At 64.2% G+C, this 17,148-nt stretch carries 12 protein-coding genes; 5 read left to right on the top strand and 7 right to left on the bottom strand.

What is annotated here, in order from left to right; all coding sequences use genetic code 11:
* Positions 1–59: 59 nt before the first annotated feature.
* Entirely contained in the window at positions 60–2,033 is a 1,974-nt protein-coding gene (shc, locus tag G4L39_RS06195) for a squalene--hopene cyclase (protein ID WP_165106745.1), read from the top strand.
* Positions 2,034–2,144: 111 nt separating this feature from the next.
* On the top strand, positions 2,145–3,611 hold the full coding sequence (locus G4L39_RS06200) for an NADP-dependent isocitrate dehydrogenase (protein ID WP_165106747.1): 1,467 nt from the start codon (positions 2,145–2,147) through the stop codon (positions 3,609–3,611).
* Between the two features lie 145 nt (positions 3,612–3,756).
* Here G4L39_RS06200 and G4L39_RS06205 read toward each other — a convergent pair whose 3' ends face one another.
* From G4L39_RS06205 to G4L39_RS06230, 6 genes are all read right to left on the bottom strand, one after another.
* On the bottom strand, positions 3,757–5,517 hold the full coding sequence (locus G4L39_RS06205; RefSeq protein WP_165106748.1) for a hypothetical protein: 1,761 nt from the start codon (positions 5,515–5,517) through the stop codon (positions 3,757–3,759).
* Positions 5,518–6,405: 888 nt separating this feature from the next.
* Positions 6,406–7,767 carry a thymidine phosphorylase gene (locus tag G4L39_RS06210; RefSeq protein ID WP_165106750.1) on the bottom strand — a complete coding sequence of 454 codons (1,362 nt, stop codon included), beginning with the start codon at positions 7,765–7,767 and terminating at the stop codon, positions 6,406–6,408.
* Positions 7,768–7,807: 40 nt separating this feature from the next.
* On the bottom strand, positions 7,808–9,067 hold the full coding sequence (gene fabF, locus G4L39_RS06215) for a beta-ketoacyl-ACP synthase II (protein WP_165106752.1): 1,260 nt from the start codon (positions 9,065–9,067) through the stop codon (positions 7,808–7,810).
* A 65-nt stretch (positions 9,068–9,132) separates the two neighbouring features.
* Positions 9,133–9,378: an acyl carrier protein gene (gene acpP, locus G4L39_RS06220; RefSeq protein WP_165106754.1), complete on the bottom strand. Its 246-nt coding sequence runs from the start codon at positions 9,376–9,378 to the stop codon at positions 9,133–9,135.
* 103 nt (positions 9,379–9,481) lie between these two features.
* Complete coding sequence (fabG, locus tag G4L39_RS06225) at positions 9,482–10,225, bottom strand: 3-oxoacyl-[acyl-carrier-protein] reductase (protein ID WP_165106755.1); 744 nt, start codon at positions 10,223–10,225, stop codon at positions 9,482–9,484.
* Positions 10,226–10,380: 155 nt separating this feature from the next.
* Positions 10,381–11,049, bottom strand: a complete 669-nt coding sequence (locus G4L39_RS06230) for an HAD family hydrolase (protein WP_165106756.1) — start codon at positions 11,047–11,049, stop codon at positions 10,381–10,383.
* 241 nt (positions 11,050–11,290) lie between these two features.
* Between G4L39_RS06230 and G4L39_RS06235 the strand changes: the two genes are divergently transcribed.
* From G4L39_RS06235 to G4L39_RS06245, 3 genes are read left to right on the top strand one after another with little or no spacing between them, the layout of a single operon-like run.
* On the top strand, positions 11,291–11,743 hold the full coding sequence (locus G4L39_RS06235) for a type IV pilus modification PilV family protein (protein ID WP_165106758.1): 453 nt from the start codon (positions 11,291–11,293) through the stop codon (positions 11,741–11,743).
* Complete coding sequence (locus G4L39_RS06240; RefSeq protein WP_165106759.1) at positions 11,740–12,360, top strand: PulJ/GspJ family protein; 621 nt, start codon at positions 11,740–11,742, stop codon at positions 12,358–12,360. The genes G4L39_RS06235 and G4L39_RS06240 overlap by 4 nt, the downstream gene beginning before the upstream one ends.
* 15 nt (positions 12,361–12,375) lie before the next feature.
* Positions 12,376–14,088: a hypothetical protein gene (locus G4L39_RS06245; protein WP_165106761.1), complete on the top strand. Its 1,713-nt coding sequence runs from the start codon at positions 12,376–12,378 to the stop codon at positions 14,086–14,088.
* A 434-nt stretch (positions 14,089–14,522) separates the two neighbouring features.
* Here the strand turns inward: G4L39_RS06245 and G4L39_RS06250 are convergent, their stop codons facing one another.
* Positions 14,523–17,141 (bottom strand): alpha-L-arabinofuranosidase C-terminal domain-containing protein, encoded by a 2,619-nt coding sequence (locus tag G4L39_RS06250; protein WP_165106762.1) that lies wholly within the window; start codon positions 17,139–17,141, stop codon positions 14,523–14,525.
* Positions 17,142–17,148: the final 7 nt, after the last annotated feature.

Genomic DNA, 17,148 nt, shown 5'->3' on the forward strand with positions numbered 1-17,148 from the left:
TCCGGCCGGTCCGGAAGTACTTTACAGAAGCCCATCTGAACTCCATCCTGATTGGCCTGATGACGCAACGTTCCAGAAATGCCGTTTCGGAGGTGCCCTTGTCGTCGGTCCAAGCCGGCCCGGGGTCCTCATGGCTGGACCGGCTCCATGAAGCCATCCAGCGTTCCCAAGCCTTCTGGCTCGGCCAACAGAAGCCGGAAGGTTATTGGATCGGCGAGCTGATCGTGGACGTCACCCTCGTGGCGGACATGGTCGCGTTCCATCACTGGGACCGGAGCGTGGACCCGGCCTGGCAGCGCAAGGCCGTGCGTCACATCTTCGACAAGCAGCTCCCGGACGGCGGCTGGAACATTTACCACGGCGGGCCGGCCGAAGTGAACGCCACCATCAAGGCCTATCTGGCCCTGAAGCTGGCCGGCATCCCTCCCACACACCCACGAATGCTCAAGGCCCGCGAGGTGGCCCGCTCGCTCGGCGGTGTGCCGCGCATGAACACCTTCTCCAAGCTGTACCTCGCCCTGTTGGGGCTCTTCCCGTGGAAATACGTCCCCACAATCCCCTGCGAGGTGCTGCTGCTGGGCAAATGGTTCCGGGTCAACTTCTGGGACATGAGCAACTGGACCCGGGCCATGTTGGTGCCCCTGGCCATCATCAATCATTTTCGCCCAACCCGGCCCTGCGGTGTGGACCTGGACGAGCTCTACCCCGAGGGCTTTCACGAGCGCGACCTGCGCCTGCCGCGCGATCCGGACTGGTTTACCTGGCGCAACTTTTTCCTGCTCCTGGACAAGGTCCACAAATTCGCCGAACTGTGGGTTCGCCTCGGGATCCATCCGTTCCGGCGCCGCGCGCTCCGCAAGGCCGAGCAATGGATGCTGGAGCGCTTTGAAGGTTCCGACGGGCTGGGAGCCATTTTCCCGGCCATGCTCAACTCCCTGATCGCCCTCAAGGCACTCGGTTATCCGGACGATCATCCCGAGGTCATCCGGGCCCGCCGCCATCTGAAAGAACTGGAGCACGAAACGGCCGATTCGGTCCGGATCGAACCGTGCCTCTCGCCGGTCTGGGACACCGCCATTGTGACCATCGCCCTGCGCGAATCCGGCATCCCCGAAGACCATCCCGCCGTCGTGCGCGCCGTCGATTGGTTGTTGGACCGTGAGATCCGGTTCCGCGGCGACTGGCAACACAAGAACCCCGCACCGGTCGAGCCCAGCGGCTGGGCTTTCGAGTTCAACAACAAATGGAACCCGGACGTGGACGACACCGCCATGGTCCTGCTGGCCCTTCGCCAGGTTCCCACGCGCGATCCGGCCCGCCGCGACGCCGCCTTCCGGCGCGGGCTCAACTGGATGCTCACGTTCCAATGCCGCGACGGCGGCTGGGCCGCCTTCGACAAGGACTGCACCAACAACATCCTCGAAAAGGTGCCCTTCGCCGATCACAACGCCATGCTCGATCCCGAGTGCGCGGACATCACGGCCCGCGTGCTGGAGGTCATGGGACGTGAAGGTTATTCCCTCGACCACCCGCAGGTCCGCCGCGCCGTCGCATGGCTGCGTTCGCAACAGGAAGCCGACGGCTCCTGGTACGGTCGTTGGGGCGTCAATTACATCTACGGTACCTGGCAGGTCCTCCGGGGCCTGCATGCCCTGAAGATGGACATGAACCAACCCTGGCTGCTGCGGGCGCGCGACTGGCTGGAAAGCGTCCAACACGAGGACGGCGGTTGGGGGGAACGCTGCAACACGTACGACGACCCCGTTTTCAAGGGGCAGGGCCCCAGCACGGCCTCGCAAACGGCCTGGGCCGTCATGGCTCTCTGCACCTTCGGCGACCCGCACCGCCCCTCCCTCCGCGCCGGTGTCGAATACCTCCTCCGCACCCAAAACCTGGACGGCACTTGGACCGAGGAGGAAACCACCGGGACCGGCTTCCCCAAGGTCTTCTACCTGAAGTACGACAGCTACCGGAACGCCTGGCCCCTGCTGGCCCTGGCCACCTACCGGAAACTGCTCCGGGGGGAATACTGACGGCACGGCCACCGCACCGGGCCCGACCCCCGTGGAAAACAGCAGAGGCCCCTTGGCTCCGTTCGGCAACCGACGATTTTTTCGGCACAATCAAAGCAAAGGGCAAACGTCATGAGCACCGCAGAAACCCAGAAACAGAAACGCAAGGTGACGGTCATTCCGGGCGACGGCGTCGGCCCGGAATGCGTTCGGGCCGCGCAACGCATCATCGAAGCGGCGGGCGCCGCCATCGAATGGGAGGAATGTGAAGCCGGGGCATCCGTGTTCCGCAAGGGGATCGCCTCGGGTGTCCCCCAGGAGACCATCGAATCCATCCGCCGGACGCGAGTGGTGCTGAAAGGGCCCCTGGAAACCCCGGTGGGCTATGGCGAAAAGAGCGCCAACGTCACGCTCCGCAAATTGTTCGAGACCTACGGCAACATCCGGCCGGTGCGCGAACTGCCCGGCGTGCCCACCCCCTACAGCGGGCGCGGGATTGACCTGGTCGTGGTCCGGGAAAACGTCGAGGACCTTTACGCCGGCATTGAACACATGCAAACGCCCGGCGTGGCCCAGTGTCTGAAGCTCATCTCGGCCAAGGGCTGCGAAAAGGTCGTCCGCCTGGCGTTTGAACTGGCCCGCGCCGAGGGCCGTAAACGGGTGCATTGCGCCACCAAATCCAACATCATGAAGCTGACCGAGGGCCTCCTCAAACGCACGTTCGAACGCATCAGCCCCGAGTACCCCGACATCGAGGCCCAGCACATCATCATCGACAACTGCGCCCATCAGCTGGTCAAGCGCCCGGAACAGTTCGATGTCATCGTCACCACCAACATGAACGGCGACATCATCAGCGATCTCACCTCGGCGCTGATCGGTGGGCTGGGTTTTGCCCCGTCGGCCAACATCGGCAACGACGTGGCCATCTTCGAAGCCGTGCATGGCTCCGCCCCCAAATATGCCGGGAAGAACGTCATCAACCCGACCGCCGTCATCCTCTCGGCCGTCCTGATGTTGCGGCACCTGGGCGAGTTCGAGGCCGCCGCCAAAATCGAGCACGCGATCCTCGTCACCCTGGAGGAAGGCAAGGTACGCACCGGCGACGTGGTCGGCTACGACCGATGCGCCACCACCACCGCCTACACGGACGAGATCATCGCCAACCTCGGCCGCAAGTCCCAACGCCACCGCGTCCGCGATTACAGACCCATCCGGCTGCCCCAACTCGGTCCGGAACCCGATTGGGTCCGGCCGAAGACCCGGCGCGTGGTCGGCGTGGACCTGTTCATCGAATCGAGCCTTGCCGCCGAGGCCCTCGGCCGGGGCTTGGAAGACCTGGTGGCCGACCTGCCCCTCAAACTGAAGATGATCTCCAACCGTGGCACCAAGGTCTACCCCCCGACCGGTGCCATTACCGACTGCGTGGACCATTGGCGCTGCCGGTTCATTCTGCGGGACGAATCCGCTGACCTGACCGACGCGGCCATTTTCCAGTTGCTTCAGCGCGTGTCTGCAAAATATCGCTGGATGCACCTGGAGAAGTTGCAGGAGTTCGACGGCGCCCGTGGCTTCACCATGGCCCAGGGCGAGGACTGAACTCCGGCGTACCCGCCCGGGCACTCAGTAGAACTCGGCAGCACAACCCGGCTGTCCCACCGCATTCCGGCCGGGGCCGCCACGGAACCTGCGGGCCCCCGCTCCATTACAGGTGCCGCCCCATGGAGCCGAAAAACAAACCGGTTCAGGACGAACCCGGGTGAGCCGGAAGACCTATGTCTGCCGTCAGACGCGCTGCAGCGGCCGGGTCCACCCAGCGCACCACCGCCAGAAAATTGTGGAGTGTGGGGCTGTCCGGCTTCAAACGACAGATCTGACGCAGGCTGGTCAACACGCGCTGGTAAACGTGGGCATACTTCTCGTGCATCAGCCGCGTCACATAGCTCTGCAGGGCCGGGTGGGCGATGGGGTCGGTTTTTCCATTGGAAGTGTACGGAAGCACGGAGCAAACCCGGATGAACGTCATCGGATCCACCGAACTCAGCGCCAACCAGGACTGCCGCAGCTCGTCCGCGTCGTAGTGCGCATGCAGTCGGTCGCGAATGGCCGCGGCCACCTCGCGCGGATCGGCATGGTGCAACATCAGATTCTGGATCTGTTCCCAGGCCCGTTCCCGTTCGATCTCCGGCGGCAGCGTCGGCGGCGGGGTTTGCACCTCCATGGGTGGAAGGCCCAGAGCGTCCGCCAATTCCATGGCGAGTGCCCGGGCCTTTTCCTTGGGCAACCGTTCGCTCCCCATCAGTGCCCGTAGCACCATCTTTTGCCGTTCCTGCGGTACAAGCCGCAGGACGGGCAGCCAGTCGGCCACCGCCGGAGTGCGACCTCCCCCCGGTAACAGGTGCCGTACAAAATCCAACACCACCACCTCCAAATCCGTACTCTCGGGCGCCCGCAATCGCAGGATGAATTTCAACGTTCGCGCCGGCCCCCCGGCCTTGCCCACGTTGTTGATGATCATCAGCCGATGTTCCGGGCTCAGCACCAGCGCCAGCAGCGACTCCGCCTTCCGAACCGCCTCCTCGTTCAAGGTCGCGCCGGGGTGAATGAACACGATCTGCTCGATCAACGCGGGCAACCGCTGGGCAAACACCACATCCACCGGTTCCGTGCTCTGATTCTCGTAAAAATGCAGCAGATCCAGAATGAACGACAGCCGCGTGAACGCCTCCCGCTGCGCCCGCGCATCCGCACTGTCTCCGCGACTCTGCCGAATCCGCCGCAGCAGGTCCAGCAAACCGGATTTTTGTTCCGGGGACAGGGTTGAGTCCCTTTCCAACAACTCCTCCGCCTCCGGCCGGAACGCCAGCGCAATTTCTTCCGGCTTGGGCCGCGGATTCAGCTTTGGATCGGTCGTCATGTCCTGGAAACAAAACAGCGCCGCCTCCCCAAACTGCCGCACGATACGCTCCCGCGGCACCTGTCCCTTCACAAAACAACGGGTCGCCCGCACCACCGGAGGCGTGAAAAAACGTTCCGGCTCCTCGATGAGCGACTGCAGCATCTCCACCTCCAACGGCGTTTCCAGGCGCATGAGTTCCCGTACCGCCTCCCGGGCCGCGTCGCGCAACCGGTTCTTCGTTTCCTCCAGAGCCTCCAGCAACGGCGGCCGCAGCGCCTCTGCATCCGTCTGCCCCTTGCCCAGGGCCGTGAGGATGTCACTGACATGGGTGTTGTGCTCCACCAGACGCGAGACAAACGTGCCCACATCCTGGATGGGCAGTTTGCTCACCAGACCGGTCAGCAGCAGCACCAGTTCCCCGTGGGATTTTTGCCGGTGCTCGATCACCCGCTCCAACAACCGCCGCAACGACCGAACCTCCTCCTCAAGCACCGCAAAGCGCGACGTCAACTGTTCCAGCCGCATGCGCACCTCGGGCCATTCCCGCTCCATCTCCCCCAGGGCCGGCGCGGTCGTGCGTTCGGTCTGGATCGTTTCCTGTGCCATGAATCCCAATCTGCCGCAGGTTCCCACCGTTTTTCCACTCAAATCTCCACGCCCCGAAAGACACGGGATGCAAGGAAACCGGTTGGCAGCTAACCCGGTCGACGACACGGGACACGCCCACATCGTCTCCCCGCCCCGGTGCGGCCGGACCGGCCGGTCGGATCCTTCCTGAGCCGGATTGCTCACCGCCCCGCCGCCCTCAGCCACGTCACCGGGAACTTCGGACGTCGCCCTGGAGCACCTTCAGTGGCTCGAGCTCCCCCGGCACCTACATTTCCGATAACCCGGACGACCGCATGCCGCAAGCTGCTGCCCCACCCAACCAACCCCGGGCACGGCCAGATGGCACTGATCAACGGGAACGCCAGGGCCTGGCGGACAAACCGGACCTTGCGCTCGAACCGCCTGCGCCTTTACGGCGCGACGTAGGGTCCTCTGAGTCTTCAGGTCACATGGCTGGAGCCGAAAGTCGCTGCCAGGCACGCTCCATGGCCAGCCCCCCAGCACGGCCAGTAGGATCCGAAATTGAAGCTGGCACCATGAACCACCGGGGACGGGCCGGCGACGCAAACGCTGCCGCTCCACCACCGAGTGTGTCGGGGCGTTCCAAGGCGGCACACCGACACGCCCCCCGAGGACGAATCCCGCCCGTTCAGATACACCGCCAAACGTCCTGCGATGACGAGAAAGGAGGCAAATCGGCGACGCAATCCCATGCCCCGAAATGCCAGAGATTCGGCCCGAGGCGCCTCCCAAGCCCCGGCGGAGCCGCAGCTGCATCCCCAGGCGCGTCACTAAACCGGTCGGAACACCGCTCCCCGGCCTTCCCTGGGCCTGCACACGAACCCAAAGCCGGGGGCAATCCACTGCGCGGATGCGGCCCGTGAGCTAACCGCCACCGCCCTCAGAGGGACCCACCTCAAAGAGAACCGGTCCCGGGCAGGTCTCAGGCCGGTCGCCCAGACAAAAAGCCGTTTGCAGCTGCCGGGCTGCTGCGCGAGTCCGGTCGACATCCGGACCGTGCACCCGGGCCAGGACGTCGCCCTGCCGAACCCTCTCTCCAACCTTGACCAGCCGGTCCACGCCAACATTGGGGTCCACGGCATCCTCGGCGCGGAACCGCCCGCCCCCCAAATCGCGGATCACTTCCCCCACCCGACGTGCATCGCAGACGGTCACCCACCCGTCCGCGGGTGCCAACACCTCCACCGCGCACGGAGCCAGCACATCCTGCTCCAGGCGTTTTTCGTACGCCTCCAGATCGGCCCCTTGAGCGGCCAACATCCGTAGCCAAAATCGGAGGGGCGCGGGCGAGTGCAGGCAGGCGCAGGCCCGGCCCCGTGCCTCCTCCAAACTTCCGGCTCGACCGGTCAAGCACAGCAACCTGGCGGCACATTCAACCACGAGGATCTCGAGATCCTGCCACGGAGCCGTGCGGCGTGGGTCGCCATCCCCCCGCGCACAGGCGCTCAGAAACTCGTGGACCTCCCTGATCTCGAGCCAATTGCCAGCAGCACGGCCCAGGGGTTGGTCCATCGCCGTTACCAGAGCCACCGTTTGCACTCCGCACGCCCCTGCCAGGCGCACCATGCGCGTGGCCAGTGCCCGTGCGGATTCCGCATCCCTCATGAAGGCCGCGCGACCGCACTTCACGTCCAGCACAAGGGCTGAAATCCCCTCTGCGAGCTTTTTTGAGAGGATGGAACTGGTGATCAGGGGCAGGCTGGCCACTGTACCCGTGGCATCGCGCAAGGCATAGAGCTTTCGGTCTGCGGGCACGAGATCCTCGGTCTGGCCAACGACGGCGCAGCCCAGTTCCTGCACCTGCGCCTGAAACTCGCCGGGGCTCAGGCGGGTTCGGTAACCGGGGATGGATTCCAGCTTGTCCAAGGTCCCGCCGGTGATGCCCAGACTGCGCCCTGAAATCATGGGCACGCGAAACCCGAGGGCGGCCAGCAGCGGCGCCAGGGGCAGCGAGACCTTGTCGCCAACGCCGCCGGTGGAGTGTTTATCCACCACCGGGCGTGGATCTTCCGGCCACACAAACACGCGACCGGAATCGCGCATGGCCAGGGTCAGCGCAGCAGTTTCCGCGTCATCCATGCCGCGGAAGTAAATGGCCATGAGAAGCGCGGCGAGCTGGTAATCGGGAACGGTACTCCGCACCACCCCATCCACCAGTGCGCGCCAGTCGGCTGCTGACAAGGCGCCGCCGTCGCGCTTGGTTTCGATCCATCCCAGCGCATTCATGGGGGCGGATTTGACGGGCGCCCTGCGGACGGTTGCAAGCTCAGCCCTCAAACCGTTTGGCCGCGATACTGGCGTTGTGCCCGCCGAAGCCAAACGAGTTGTTGATGAAGGCGTGGATTTTCATCTCTCGTGCCGTGTTCGGCACGTAATCCAGATCGCACTCCGGATCCGGATATTCGTAATTGATGGTGGGCGGGACCACCCCGTGCCACAAGGCCAGCACGGAAGCGGCCATCTCCACGGCGCCGGCCGCACCCAACATGTGGCCGATGGCGCCCTTGATCGAACTGACCGCCAGGCGCCGCGCATGATCCCCAAACACCGCCTTGATGGCCTGGGTCTCGGCCACATCGCCAGCCGGTGTGGAGGTGCCATGGGCATTGATGTACGTGATGTCCTCCGGATTGAGCCGCCCGTTGCGAAGGGCCATTCGCATGCAGCGGGCCGCACCCTCGCCGCCCGGGGCCGGCGCCGTCAGGTGATGGGCGTCGGCCGTGTTGCCGTAGCCCACAATTTCGCAATAAATCCGGGCGCCGCGTCGTTTCGCGTGCTCGAGTTCCTCCAGCACGATCACCCCCGCTCCCTCCCCCATGACGAATCCGTCCCGCTCACGATCGAAGGGCCGCGAGGCATGCTGGGGATCGTCGTTGCGCGTGCTCATGGCCCGCATGGCACAGAAGCCGCCAATGCCGATGGGTACAATGGTCGCTTCCGCCCCACCGGCAAACATCATGACCGCGTCGCCGGTCTTGATGGTGCGCCATGCCTCTCCGATGGCGTGGTTGGCGGTCGCGCAGGCCGAGCAGGTGGCGTAGTTGGGGCCTTTGAGGCCGTAGTACATGGAAAACATCCCCGACGCCATGTTGCTGATCAGCATCGGGATCATGAACGCAGACAGTCGGTTGGGGCCACGCTCCAACAGCACTTGATGCTGGTGGCTTGTGGTTTCCAGGCCCCCGATGCCGGACCCGATGATGACGCCGATTTCCTCGCGGTTCAGCCGGTCCAGGTCGGCCCCCGAATCCTTCAGAGCCGCCCAGGCCGCGTAGATCCCGAACTGGGCGAAACGGTCGGTCCGGCGCAGCTCCTTCGCCGAGGGGAAGGCCGGCAACGGGTCAAAGTCCCGCACTTCCGCCGCGATCTGGGTGGGGAACGGTGAGGGGTCAAACCGCGTAATCCGCTGAATGCCGCAGCGACCTGCGATGAGATTCTCCCAAAAGGTTTCCAGTGTGTGACCCAACGGGGTCACCACCCCCAGGCCGGTGACCACCACGCGGCGTTCGTTCGAACTTGCGCCCATAAATCAAAAGGGGCAGTGCGTGCGGCCGGACCGCTGCCCTGCCCCGGCATCCTCCGGTACGGCCCTTATTTCTCCTCCTGCTCCTCGATGTACTTGATGATGTCCCCGACGGTCTGCATTTTCTCGGCCTGCTCGTCGGGGATGTCGTGGCCGAACTCCTCCTCCAGCGCCATGATCAGTTCCACCGCGTCCAGGGAGTCGGCCCCCAGATCGTCGATCAGCCGGGCTTCCGGCGTGACCTGGTCCGGGTTCACATCCAACTGCTCGGCAATGATTTTTTTGACTCGTTGTTCGATGCTGTTTTCAGCCATGGGTCTCTCCCGTTGCTCGGTCTTTGTTGCTCTGTGTCTATGGAACCGTTTCTGGGGCGTCAAGCCCCGAAAAACCGTCGCCTCTGCCGCTCAGGGCCGCCATTTACATGACCAGTCCACCGTCCACCGTCAAGACCTGTCCCGTGATGTAGCGCGATTCGGGCAGGGCCAGAAACCACACCACGTGGGCCACGTCCTCCGGCGTGCCCATGCAGCCCATCGGCACGCGTTCCAAAATCGCCCGGCGCTGCTCCTCCTTCAGCGCCGCGGTCATGTCGGTTTCAATGAAGCCGGGTGCCACCGCGTTGACCGTCACCCCCCGGGAGGCAAACTCGCGGGCGCAGGATTTGGTGAACCCGATCAACCCCGCCTTGCTCGCCGCGTAGTTGGTTTGTCCGGCGTTGCCCATCAACCCGATGACCGAACTGATGTTAATGATCCGGCCGGAACGCTGCTTCAACATGGGCCGCGCCAGCGCCCGTGTAAACAAAAACGCCCCCTTGAGGTTCGTGTCCAGCACCGCGTCCCAATCGGCCTCGCTCATCCGGATCAGCAGGCCATCCCTGGTAATACCCGCGTTGTTCACCAGCACGTCCACACGGCCCGCTTCACGGAGAATGGTCTCGGCCACCGCATCCACGCTGGCCGCATCCGCCACATTGGCCGCAAACGCCCAGGCGCGCCGGCCCAGCCCCCGCACCGCCTCCACGGTGGCTGCGCAGGCCTCCACCGACCTTGCCACCACGGCAACATCAGCACCTGCGCTCGCCAACCGCAACGCCACCGCGCGTCCGATGCCGCGGCTGCCGCCGGTTACCACTGCCACCTGCTGTTCCAACGGTTTCATGGCGGCCGGATTCTTACCCGGGCTGCCCCTCCAGATAAACACCAAAATCCATCACCCATGCCCGGCCCTCACCCGCCTCCCCGCGAACGCTGCAGGGCATGCCCGCACCACCACGCCGCAACCGGAAAGCCTTGCAAAGGGCATGGCCCCCGGCCTCAAACCGGCGCAGGCGCAAACCAGGCCGCCAGCTCCTCAACCGTGAGCTCGTCCAACCGCCGCACGACGCGGTCACAACCCGACAACCGTTCCGGCGGATGTGTTCCGGCGACCCCGACGACGCGCATGCCGCCCCGCCGGGCCGCTTCGATCCCCACCGGGGCATCCTCAAATACCACGCAACGTTCGGGCGGTACTCCCAGGCCCGAAGCCGCCCGCAAAAACACCTCCGGATCCGGTTTGCCCTTCTGCACGTCTTCGCCCGTGACGATGACCTTGAACAACCCCTGCAATGCCAGGCTGTTCATCACGCACTCGATGTTGGCCCGTGGCGTGGAAGACCCCACCGCACACGGCACACCCGCCGCCCTGAGTCGTTCCAACCAGGTGCGCACTCCAGGCAGGGGCTGGAGTGGTCGGTGCCGGATCTCTTCCCGAAAAAGCTCCTCCTTCCGTTCTCCCAACCGCTTCAGCTCGGCCGGATCGTGAGTCCAGCCCAGTAGTTCCCGGATCGCCCGGTCGTTTTTCATGCCAAAACTGCGCAGGAAAAAGCCGGGCGGTAACGACCGACCGACCTCGGCAGCCAGGCGTTCCCAGGCCCGTTCATGGGCCGCAGAGGAATCCACCACCACGCCATCCCAATCAAAGATTGCACCCCAAACCGACATGGCCGTCCTCCTTACGCCAGCTCGTCGCCCGCTTGCAAGCCTTCTTTGGGCTGATCGCACTCCGGCCGCCGGCCCTGGGCTGTTACCCGGCCCGGCTCTGATCTGGCCTGTCCGATTTTGAGACACATGCACGCGAAGCGTACAGGTGCAGTCGCCAATCTTGGCCATCTGGTGCGGCGACCAGTGCCGGCATGATTCTTGCATTCCGGGCGTTGCAGACCAGAGCCTTGCGTGCTCGGGAATGAACATCAGGCTCCAGCGCAACAAGGATTTCAAGACCCGCGGATTATCCCTGACGGAGGTGGTCGTTGCGATGGGCATCGCAGCCCTCCTCTACGCCGGGATCGTATCCGGTTACGTCCTCACCACCACCCGGGCAGAGTGGACGGCCTATTGGTTGGCTGCACAGGCGCTGGCGGCCGACCGCCTGGAGCAAACTCGAGCCGCCAAATGGGACACCCAGGCCTCACCCCCGGTGGACCAACTGGTACCCGGTAATTTCCCGCCGCGGGTGGACATCCTCGACCTACCGGTCAACGGCGGCAACATTCCCTTGGCCACATCCTACGTTTCGATCGTGGTGGTTTCGACCAATCCGCCGCTGAAACTGATTCGCGCCGAGACGGTTTGGTCGTTCAAGCAACGGCGCACATTCACCAACACGGTGGTCACGTATCGCGCCCCGGACCAATGAAGCCGCGAAACCACAGCCCGGGGCCCGCCGCGCACTGGAGGTCGGCGGGCTATACACTGCCGGAGGTCATGACCACCTCCACGATCCTGGTCTTGCTCTTCGGCGGATTGCTCTCCATACATCTGCTGGCCCTGCGGCTGGACAAACTGGGCCGAGCCAAGCTCGCCGCCACGGACGATGCCCGCCGTTCCCTGAGCCTCCTGGAGAGAGAGGTTCGATCCGCCGGCTGGGTGCAGGTCGGCATGGGTGACGATGTCTCCTTCAATCCCGTTCCACCCGGCCAACCCCAGATTGGCAACGCCCTGCAAATCTACCCCGACAAGTCCCAAACGAACCGCTTCGTCCGGTATTATCTCGACGAGGAGACCCAGCGGCTGCTGCGCCTGTCTTCGGACGACTCCGGGGTCCGACCGGTCGCCTCTTTCGTCACCAACACCATGGTGTTCACCGCCGAGGATTTCGCCGGCAATGTCCAGACCAACTCCTTCAACAACCGGGTGATTGGTCTGACCCTTGAATTCTCCCAGTTGATTTTTCCCACCATGCCGGTGGGGCCCGGCGCCTTCTACGATTTCTACCAGGTCCGCACACGTATCACCCGTCGTTCACTGGAATGACCTTCGAGCGTGCCCATGAAAGTTCCCAGCCAAAACCCACGGCGCAATGATGGGTCCGCCCTGCTCATGGTCATGCTCATGGGCGGAATCGGGGTGGCCATCCTGGCAGCCGCCATGAGCTGGACGGCCAGCACCGCCTCTCTGACCGAGCGCAACCTCCGCTATCAGGAGGCCGTCTACGCCGCAGAAGCAGCCACGGAAAAAGTGCTGTCCGCGATGGTCAACGACTATTCACGCCTCGGACTCAGTGTGCTCCAGGCCAACATGGGCCTGTACCCCCTGCGAATCCCCACCCCGGAGGAGGATCCCTGCTGGGCCGGGTTCGACTTCGAGGGCACGGGAATCGGCGGGGTGCCCATGCTGGTGGAGCAGAGCACCCCCTGGGTCGTGACCAATCTCCAGTCCCAGTATCGCGGGCTCTCCGGGCGCGCTGCCACGTTTCGCATCCGGGCCCGGGCGGCCAACCTTGCCCACCCATCCCGCGTGGCCGCGGCCGTCGAGCAGGAGGTTCAGTTCGCCCTCGTGCCCATCTTCCAGTTCACAATCTTTTACAACCTCGACCTCGAAATCAATCCGGGCGCCACCATGACCATCGGTGGTCGGGTGCACGGAAACCAGAACATCTACTGTAGTCCAGCCAGTTCTTTGACCTTCCTTAATGACGTCACCGCCAGCGGGACCATTTTCCTGAACAAGCATCCCGACGACCCGCTGATTCGAAGCCGCGGACCGGTCGTTTTTCAAGGAAGGGCCGATAGCGGAGTGATGAGCCTCAACATACCGATCGGCGTCCCCAACGATCCAAACGCCGTGCGCGCCATCGTGGAACCACCACCGCCGGGCGAACCGCTCACGTCCGAACTGGCCAAGGAACGGTTTTACAACAAGGCGGACCTCTTGTTGGTACTGCGCGACAGCGGTGTGGAAATCCGGGGCGGACCCATGACCCAGGCCCAAGCGGTTTCCCTGCCCTGGAACGCGGTCACCAATTTTGTCTCCACCAACGCCAGCTTCACGGATCTGCGCGAAAACAAAACCGTGCGAGCGGTGGAGATTGACGTTGGTAAATTCGCCACCTGGAGCACGGCTGCCACCAATCCCATTCGCCTCGCCCTGGGCCGGCCCATCAGCTCGGTCTATGTGGCCGACCTGCGCACCTTCCCGTCGAGCCAACTGCCTGCGGTGCGCCTGGTCAACGGCGCCACATTACCCTCCAGTGGCCTGACGGTGGCCACGCCCAACCCTCTCTACATCCTGGGCCACTACAACGCCCCCGCCGCCTACCGCGGCACCACCAATACCACCCAAACCCGACCCGCGGCGATCATCGCCGATGCCATTACCATCCTCTCACCCAATTGGAACGACTCAAAGAGTGCGCAATCCATCAACAACCGCATCGCCGCCGACACCACGGTGAACGCGGCGTTCATGGCCGGGATCGTTCCCACGCGGCCGGGCGCCTACAGCGGCGGCGTCGAAAACTTCCCCCGCTTCTTGGAGAATTGGAGCCAGAAAACTCTTACCTATAACGGCTCCATGATTGTGCTCTACCCGAGTCGAATGGCCACCAATGTCTGGCCCGGGACGGGCACCGTGTACAACGCCCCAAACCGCAACTGGCACTTTGACCTGAACTTCCTCAACCCGGACAAACTGCCGCCCTTGTGCCCCTCGGTGCGGGCTGTCATCCGCGGGCGGTGGCAGGTGCTGGCGGCCAGCCAGTGACCGCCTCACCCCCGGCCGACGCGCCTGTTGATCTCAAACCCTCCGAGCCCCGCCACCCGCAAGGATCTGCCCCTGCCGGGGCCGTGGGGATTGCCATCGCAGACCGCGCCGCCAATCCGCAGCCGCAAACATAACCCAAAGCGAGGCAGCTGCCTGGTGAACCGCCGGCCAACACCTTCTCGCACCCGACAACCTGCCGCAGCCCTGCTGGGGTCGTCCGGTGGGATCCTCACCTCACCCGCCCAATAACCCTGGCGAATCGATCCTGCAGTCCACAGCCGCGGTCCAGCTCCCCTGCACCTCCCAAAGCTCGAACCACCCGGTTCGCCAAACGGAACGTCCCGGCTCAACAGACGGCGGCAGTGTCAAACCACACTGCGCCGGGAATGAACCGGGTCCGGTCAATTCCTGGTGCCGAACTGTGCTCTGCGCCGCTACTTCAGCGGAAACCGCACGACGTTCAGCGACCACGGCGCAGCCTCGAAGATGAACTCAGGCCCCACCTCCATGCGGCCGGTCCGGGGCACGACGCGGTCGGGATTCTCAAAGTCGTTCACGGCCATCGGATCCGAATGCGCCAGCGTAACCACGGTCGCTGTCGCGGGCCCTTCCAGACCCGGCAGTTGAATGCGGAAGGGCCGCGGTCGGTCACTGCCGTTCACCAGCTTCAGAATCACGTCCCCCGTTGCTCGATCGCGAACGGCCGACCACGCGATCTCGGGTCGCGGCACAAAGCCGGCGTCGTCCAGTTCCTGTACCAATTCGTTGTCCAAGTAACACCTGACCTTGGACCCGTCCATCTCGAGGCGAATCCGGTACCACCGGCCGGTTTCGATCCGACCCGGCCGTGCCGGGCCCACCTCCGCCCGGGTGCCGTCCACGGCCTTCTCAAATGCATGGCGTGTGTTCCCCCAGCCCCCCAGGTTCCACCAGTAATAGTGGTCGGCGTCGCGGTAGCGGAATCCGATCAGGAACCCCTCCGAACCGCCCAGCTTCCGCGCCCGCAAACTCAGCGTGAATCTTGTAGTACCCGGTGGGACGTTGAACAAGCACCGGGCCGGCGTGGCGGCACTGCGCTGTTGCAACACCCCGTTGACCACCTGCCAGTCCCCGCTCAACGCCTCCCAGGGTCCCCGGTCTTTGGAAAAGTCCTCGGCCCAGACCACCCGGTCGCCCGCCTCCACGCGCAGGTCATCGAATTCCGCCTGCGTATCCCAGGTTCCCAGGAACAGGCGGTCATCCGGTCGGATGCCCTCACCGGCAGACGCCCGTGGATCCTCGCATTCAGCACGCAGATACACGTCCCCGGCATGAAGGCTGAACAACTGCTGGACGTAATAGTTCACCGTGCGTAAAACGCGGGTGTTGGTGAAATAGATCAGGTTGGGACGCCATTGTGTGTTTCCCTCCCTCCCCAGCAAGGGCGCGTAGGAGGCCATGAGCACCACGTCTGCGTTCCGCTCAAGGGCCGTCAGGTAGGCCGCCTCCGCCAGGGCCGATCTCAACGTGTTCCGCCGCCCCACATCATGCGCCGCATACTCGCCCAGGTAGACCTTCGAGCGGGCCCGATCGTACCGGTCATACCGCTCTAGGTTTTCCCAAAACCAGGCCGGCGCCACGTAGTAATGCTCGTCCACCATGGGCAGGCGCAGCTCATCTGCAAAACGCCAGCCCTCCTCATAGTCCGGCCCGCTGTGGAACGGCCCGACCGTGCCAATGACGGTGATCTCCGGGTGTTTCCGGCGAACGGCTTCGTAAATCATGCGAAACCGTTCTTTGAACACCGGGGTGATATGCTCCTCGTTGCCCACTGCGAGGTATTTGAGCCGGAACGGCTCGGGATGCCCGGCGGCGGCCCGCACCGAACCCCAGCGTGAATCGGGCGGTCCATTGGCCCATTCAATGAGATCCAGGACCTCCTGTACATAGGCGGGCATCTCCTCCATGGGCAGACCGCGCTGGCCGGTGCCGCCCTGATGATCCGCGTTTTGACAGCACACGCCCGCTGGCACCACGGGCACAGGCTCGGCACCAATATCCTCGCAAAACTGAAAGTACTCGAAATAACCCAGCCCCATGCTCTGGTGATAGCCCCAGAGATTGGGCTGGCTGCGGCGCTGTTCCACCGGCCCGACGGCCAGGGGCCAGCGGTAGAGGTTGTTCAGACCGTAACCATGCACCAGGCAACCGCCCGGGAAGCGCACAAAGCGCGGCTTGAGGTCCGCAATGGTCTGGGCCAGGTCGGCACGCAAACCATTGGGGCGCCCTTTGAAAGTGTTTCGGGGAAACAGTGAGATTTCGTCCAGGGCAACCCCGCCCCGCGTCCGGGAAAGCAAAACCAGCTGCGCCCGTTCCTCGGTCCGCGCCGGTGTCAGGGTGCAGTGGAATTTCCGCCATTCACGGCCTGTGACAGCCACCGTGGCCGAAGCCAGCACGGAACCGTCCGGAGCCTCCAGCCGAACCTCAAACTCGGCCGGCCCTTCCAGAACGCCACTGTTACCCCACCGATTCCCCGTAAACAGCTGGCGGCCAAACAGCGAAAAGTCATAGACATTGCCCGCCTGCACCGAAATCCCGTCAAAACCGCGGTTGCGCAGTCCAAAACCATCGCCGGGAGCCCGGGTCTCCAACACCACGTAATGCGGGTTGTTCGGATGGACCGGAAACGCGTCGGCCACCACCACGGTCCCGTCGGCGCCCCGCCGTCGCACCGTTTCCCAAGCAGTCAAGGCGGTCCAATCCGGTCGGGCCGTGGGCCGATACTCAAAGGACCGGTTCTGCACCAGTTCCGCGTAAAGCCCACCATCTGCCGCGTAATTGATGTCCTCGAAAAACACGCCGATCAGATTCGTGCTGATCGGCTTGCCTGTCTGTCGAAGGTCAATGCGAAGGACCGCAGGTTGTGTCCGCCCCGCAACCGTTCCCTCCGTCCCCACGGCTGCCTCAACCCTGGCGATTGGGGAGATCATCCATCCCCAGAGCACCAAGATTGCCCATGCCTCCGGCACCCGGACCGGCCGAAGCCAGGCCTTGCGAAGAACCGATTCAACCATTCGCATA

This window comes from Limisphaera ngatamarikiensis (genome assembly GCF_011044775.1).
In the GTDB taxonomy this organism is placed as follows: domain Bacteria; phylum Verrucomicrobiota; class Verrucomicrobiia; order Limisphaerales; family Limisphaeraceae; genus Limisphaera; species Limisphaera ngatamarikiensis.

Coding starts and splice junctions, on each gene's coding strand:
- fabF (WP_165106752.1), bottom strand. CDS start 9,067: ATGGGCGCAAGTTCGAACGAACGCCGCGTGGTGGTCACCGGCCTGGGG.
- G4L39_RS06250 (WP_165106762.1), bottom strand. CDS start 17,141: ATGGTTGAATCGGTTCTTCGCAAGGCCTGGCTTCGGCCGGTCCGGGTG.
- acpP (WP_165106754.1), bottom strand. CDS start 9,378: ATGGCTGAAAACAGCATCGAACAACGAGTCAAAAAAATCATTGCCGAG.
- G4L39_RS06205 (WP_165106748.1), bottom strand. CDS start 5,517: ATGGCACAGGAAACGATCCAGACCGAACGCACGACCGCGCCGGCCCTG.
- G4L39_RS06210 (WP_165106750.1), bottom strand. CDS start 7,767: ATGAATGCGCTGGGATGGATCGAAACCAAGCGCGACGGCGGCGCCTTG.
- G4L39_RS06240 (WP_165106759.1), top strand. CDS start 11,740: ATGAAGCCGCGAAACCACAGCCCGGGGCCCGCCGCGCACTGGAGGTCG.
- fabG (WP_165106755.1), bottom strand. CDS start 10,225: ATGAAACCGTTGGAACAGCAGGTGGCAGTGGTAACCGGCGGCAGCCGC.
- shc (WP_165106745.1), top strand. CDS start 60: ATGACGCAACGTTCCAGAAATGCCGTTTCGGAGGTGCCCTTGTCGTCG.
- G4L39_RS06235 (WP_165106758.1), top strand. CDS start 11,291: ATGAACATCAGGCTCCAGCGCAACAAGGATTTCAAGACCCGCGGATTA.
- G4L39_RS06200 (WP_165106747.1), top strand. CDS start 2,145: ATGAGCACCGCAGAAACCCAGAAACAGAAACGCAAGGTGACGGTCATT.
- G4L39_RS06245 (WP_165106761.1), top strand. CDS start 12,376: ATGAAAGTTCCCAGCCAAAACCCACGGCGCAATGATGGGTCCGCCCTG.
- G4L39_RS06230 (WP_165106756.1), bottom strand. CDS start 11,049: ATGTCGGTTTGGGGTGCAATCTTTGATTGGGATGGCGTGGTGGTGGAT.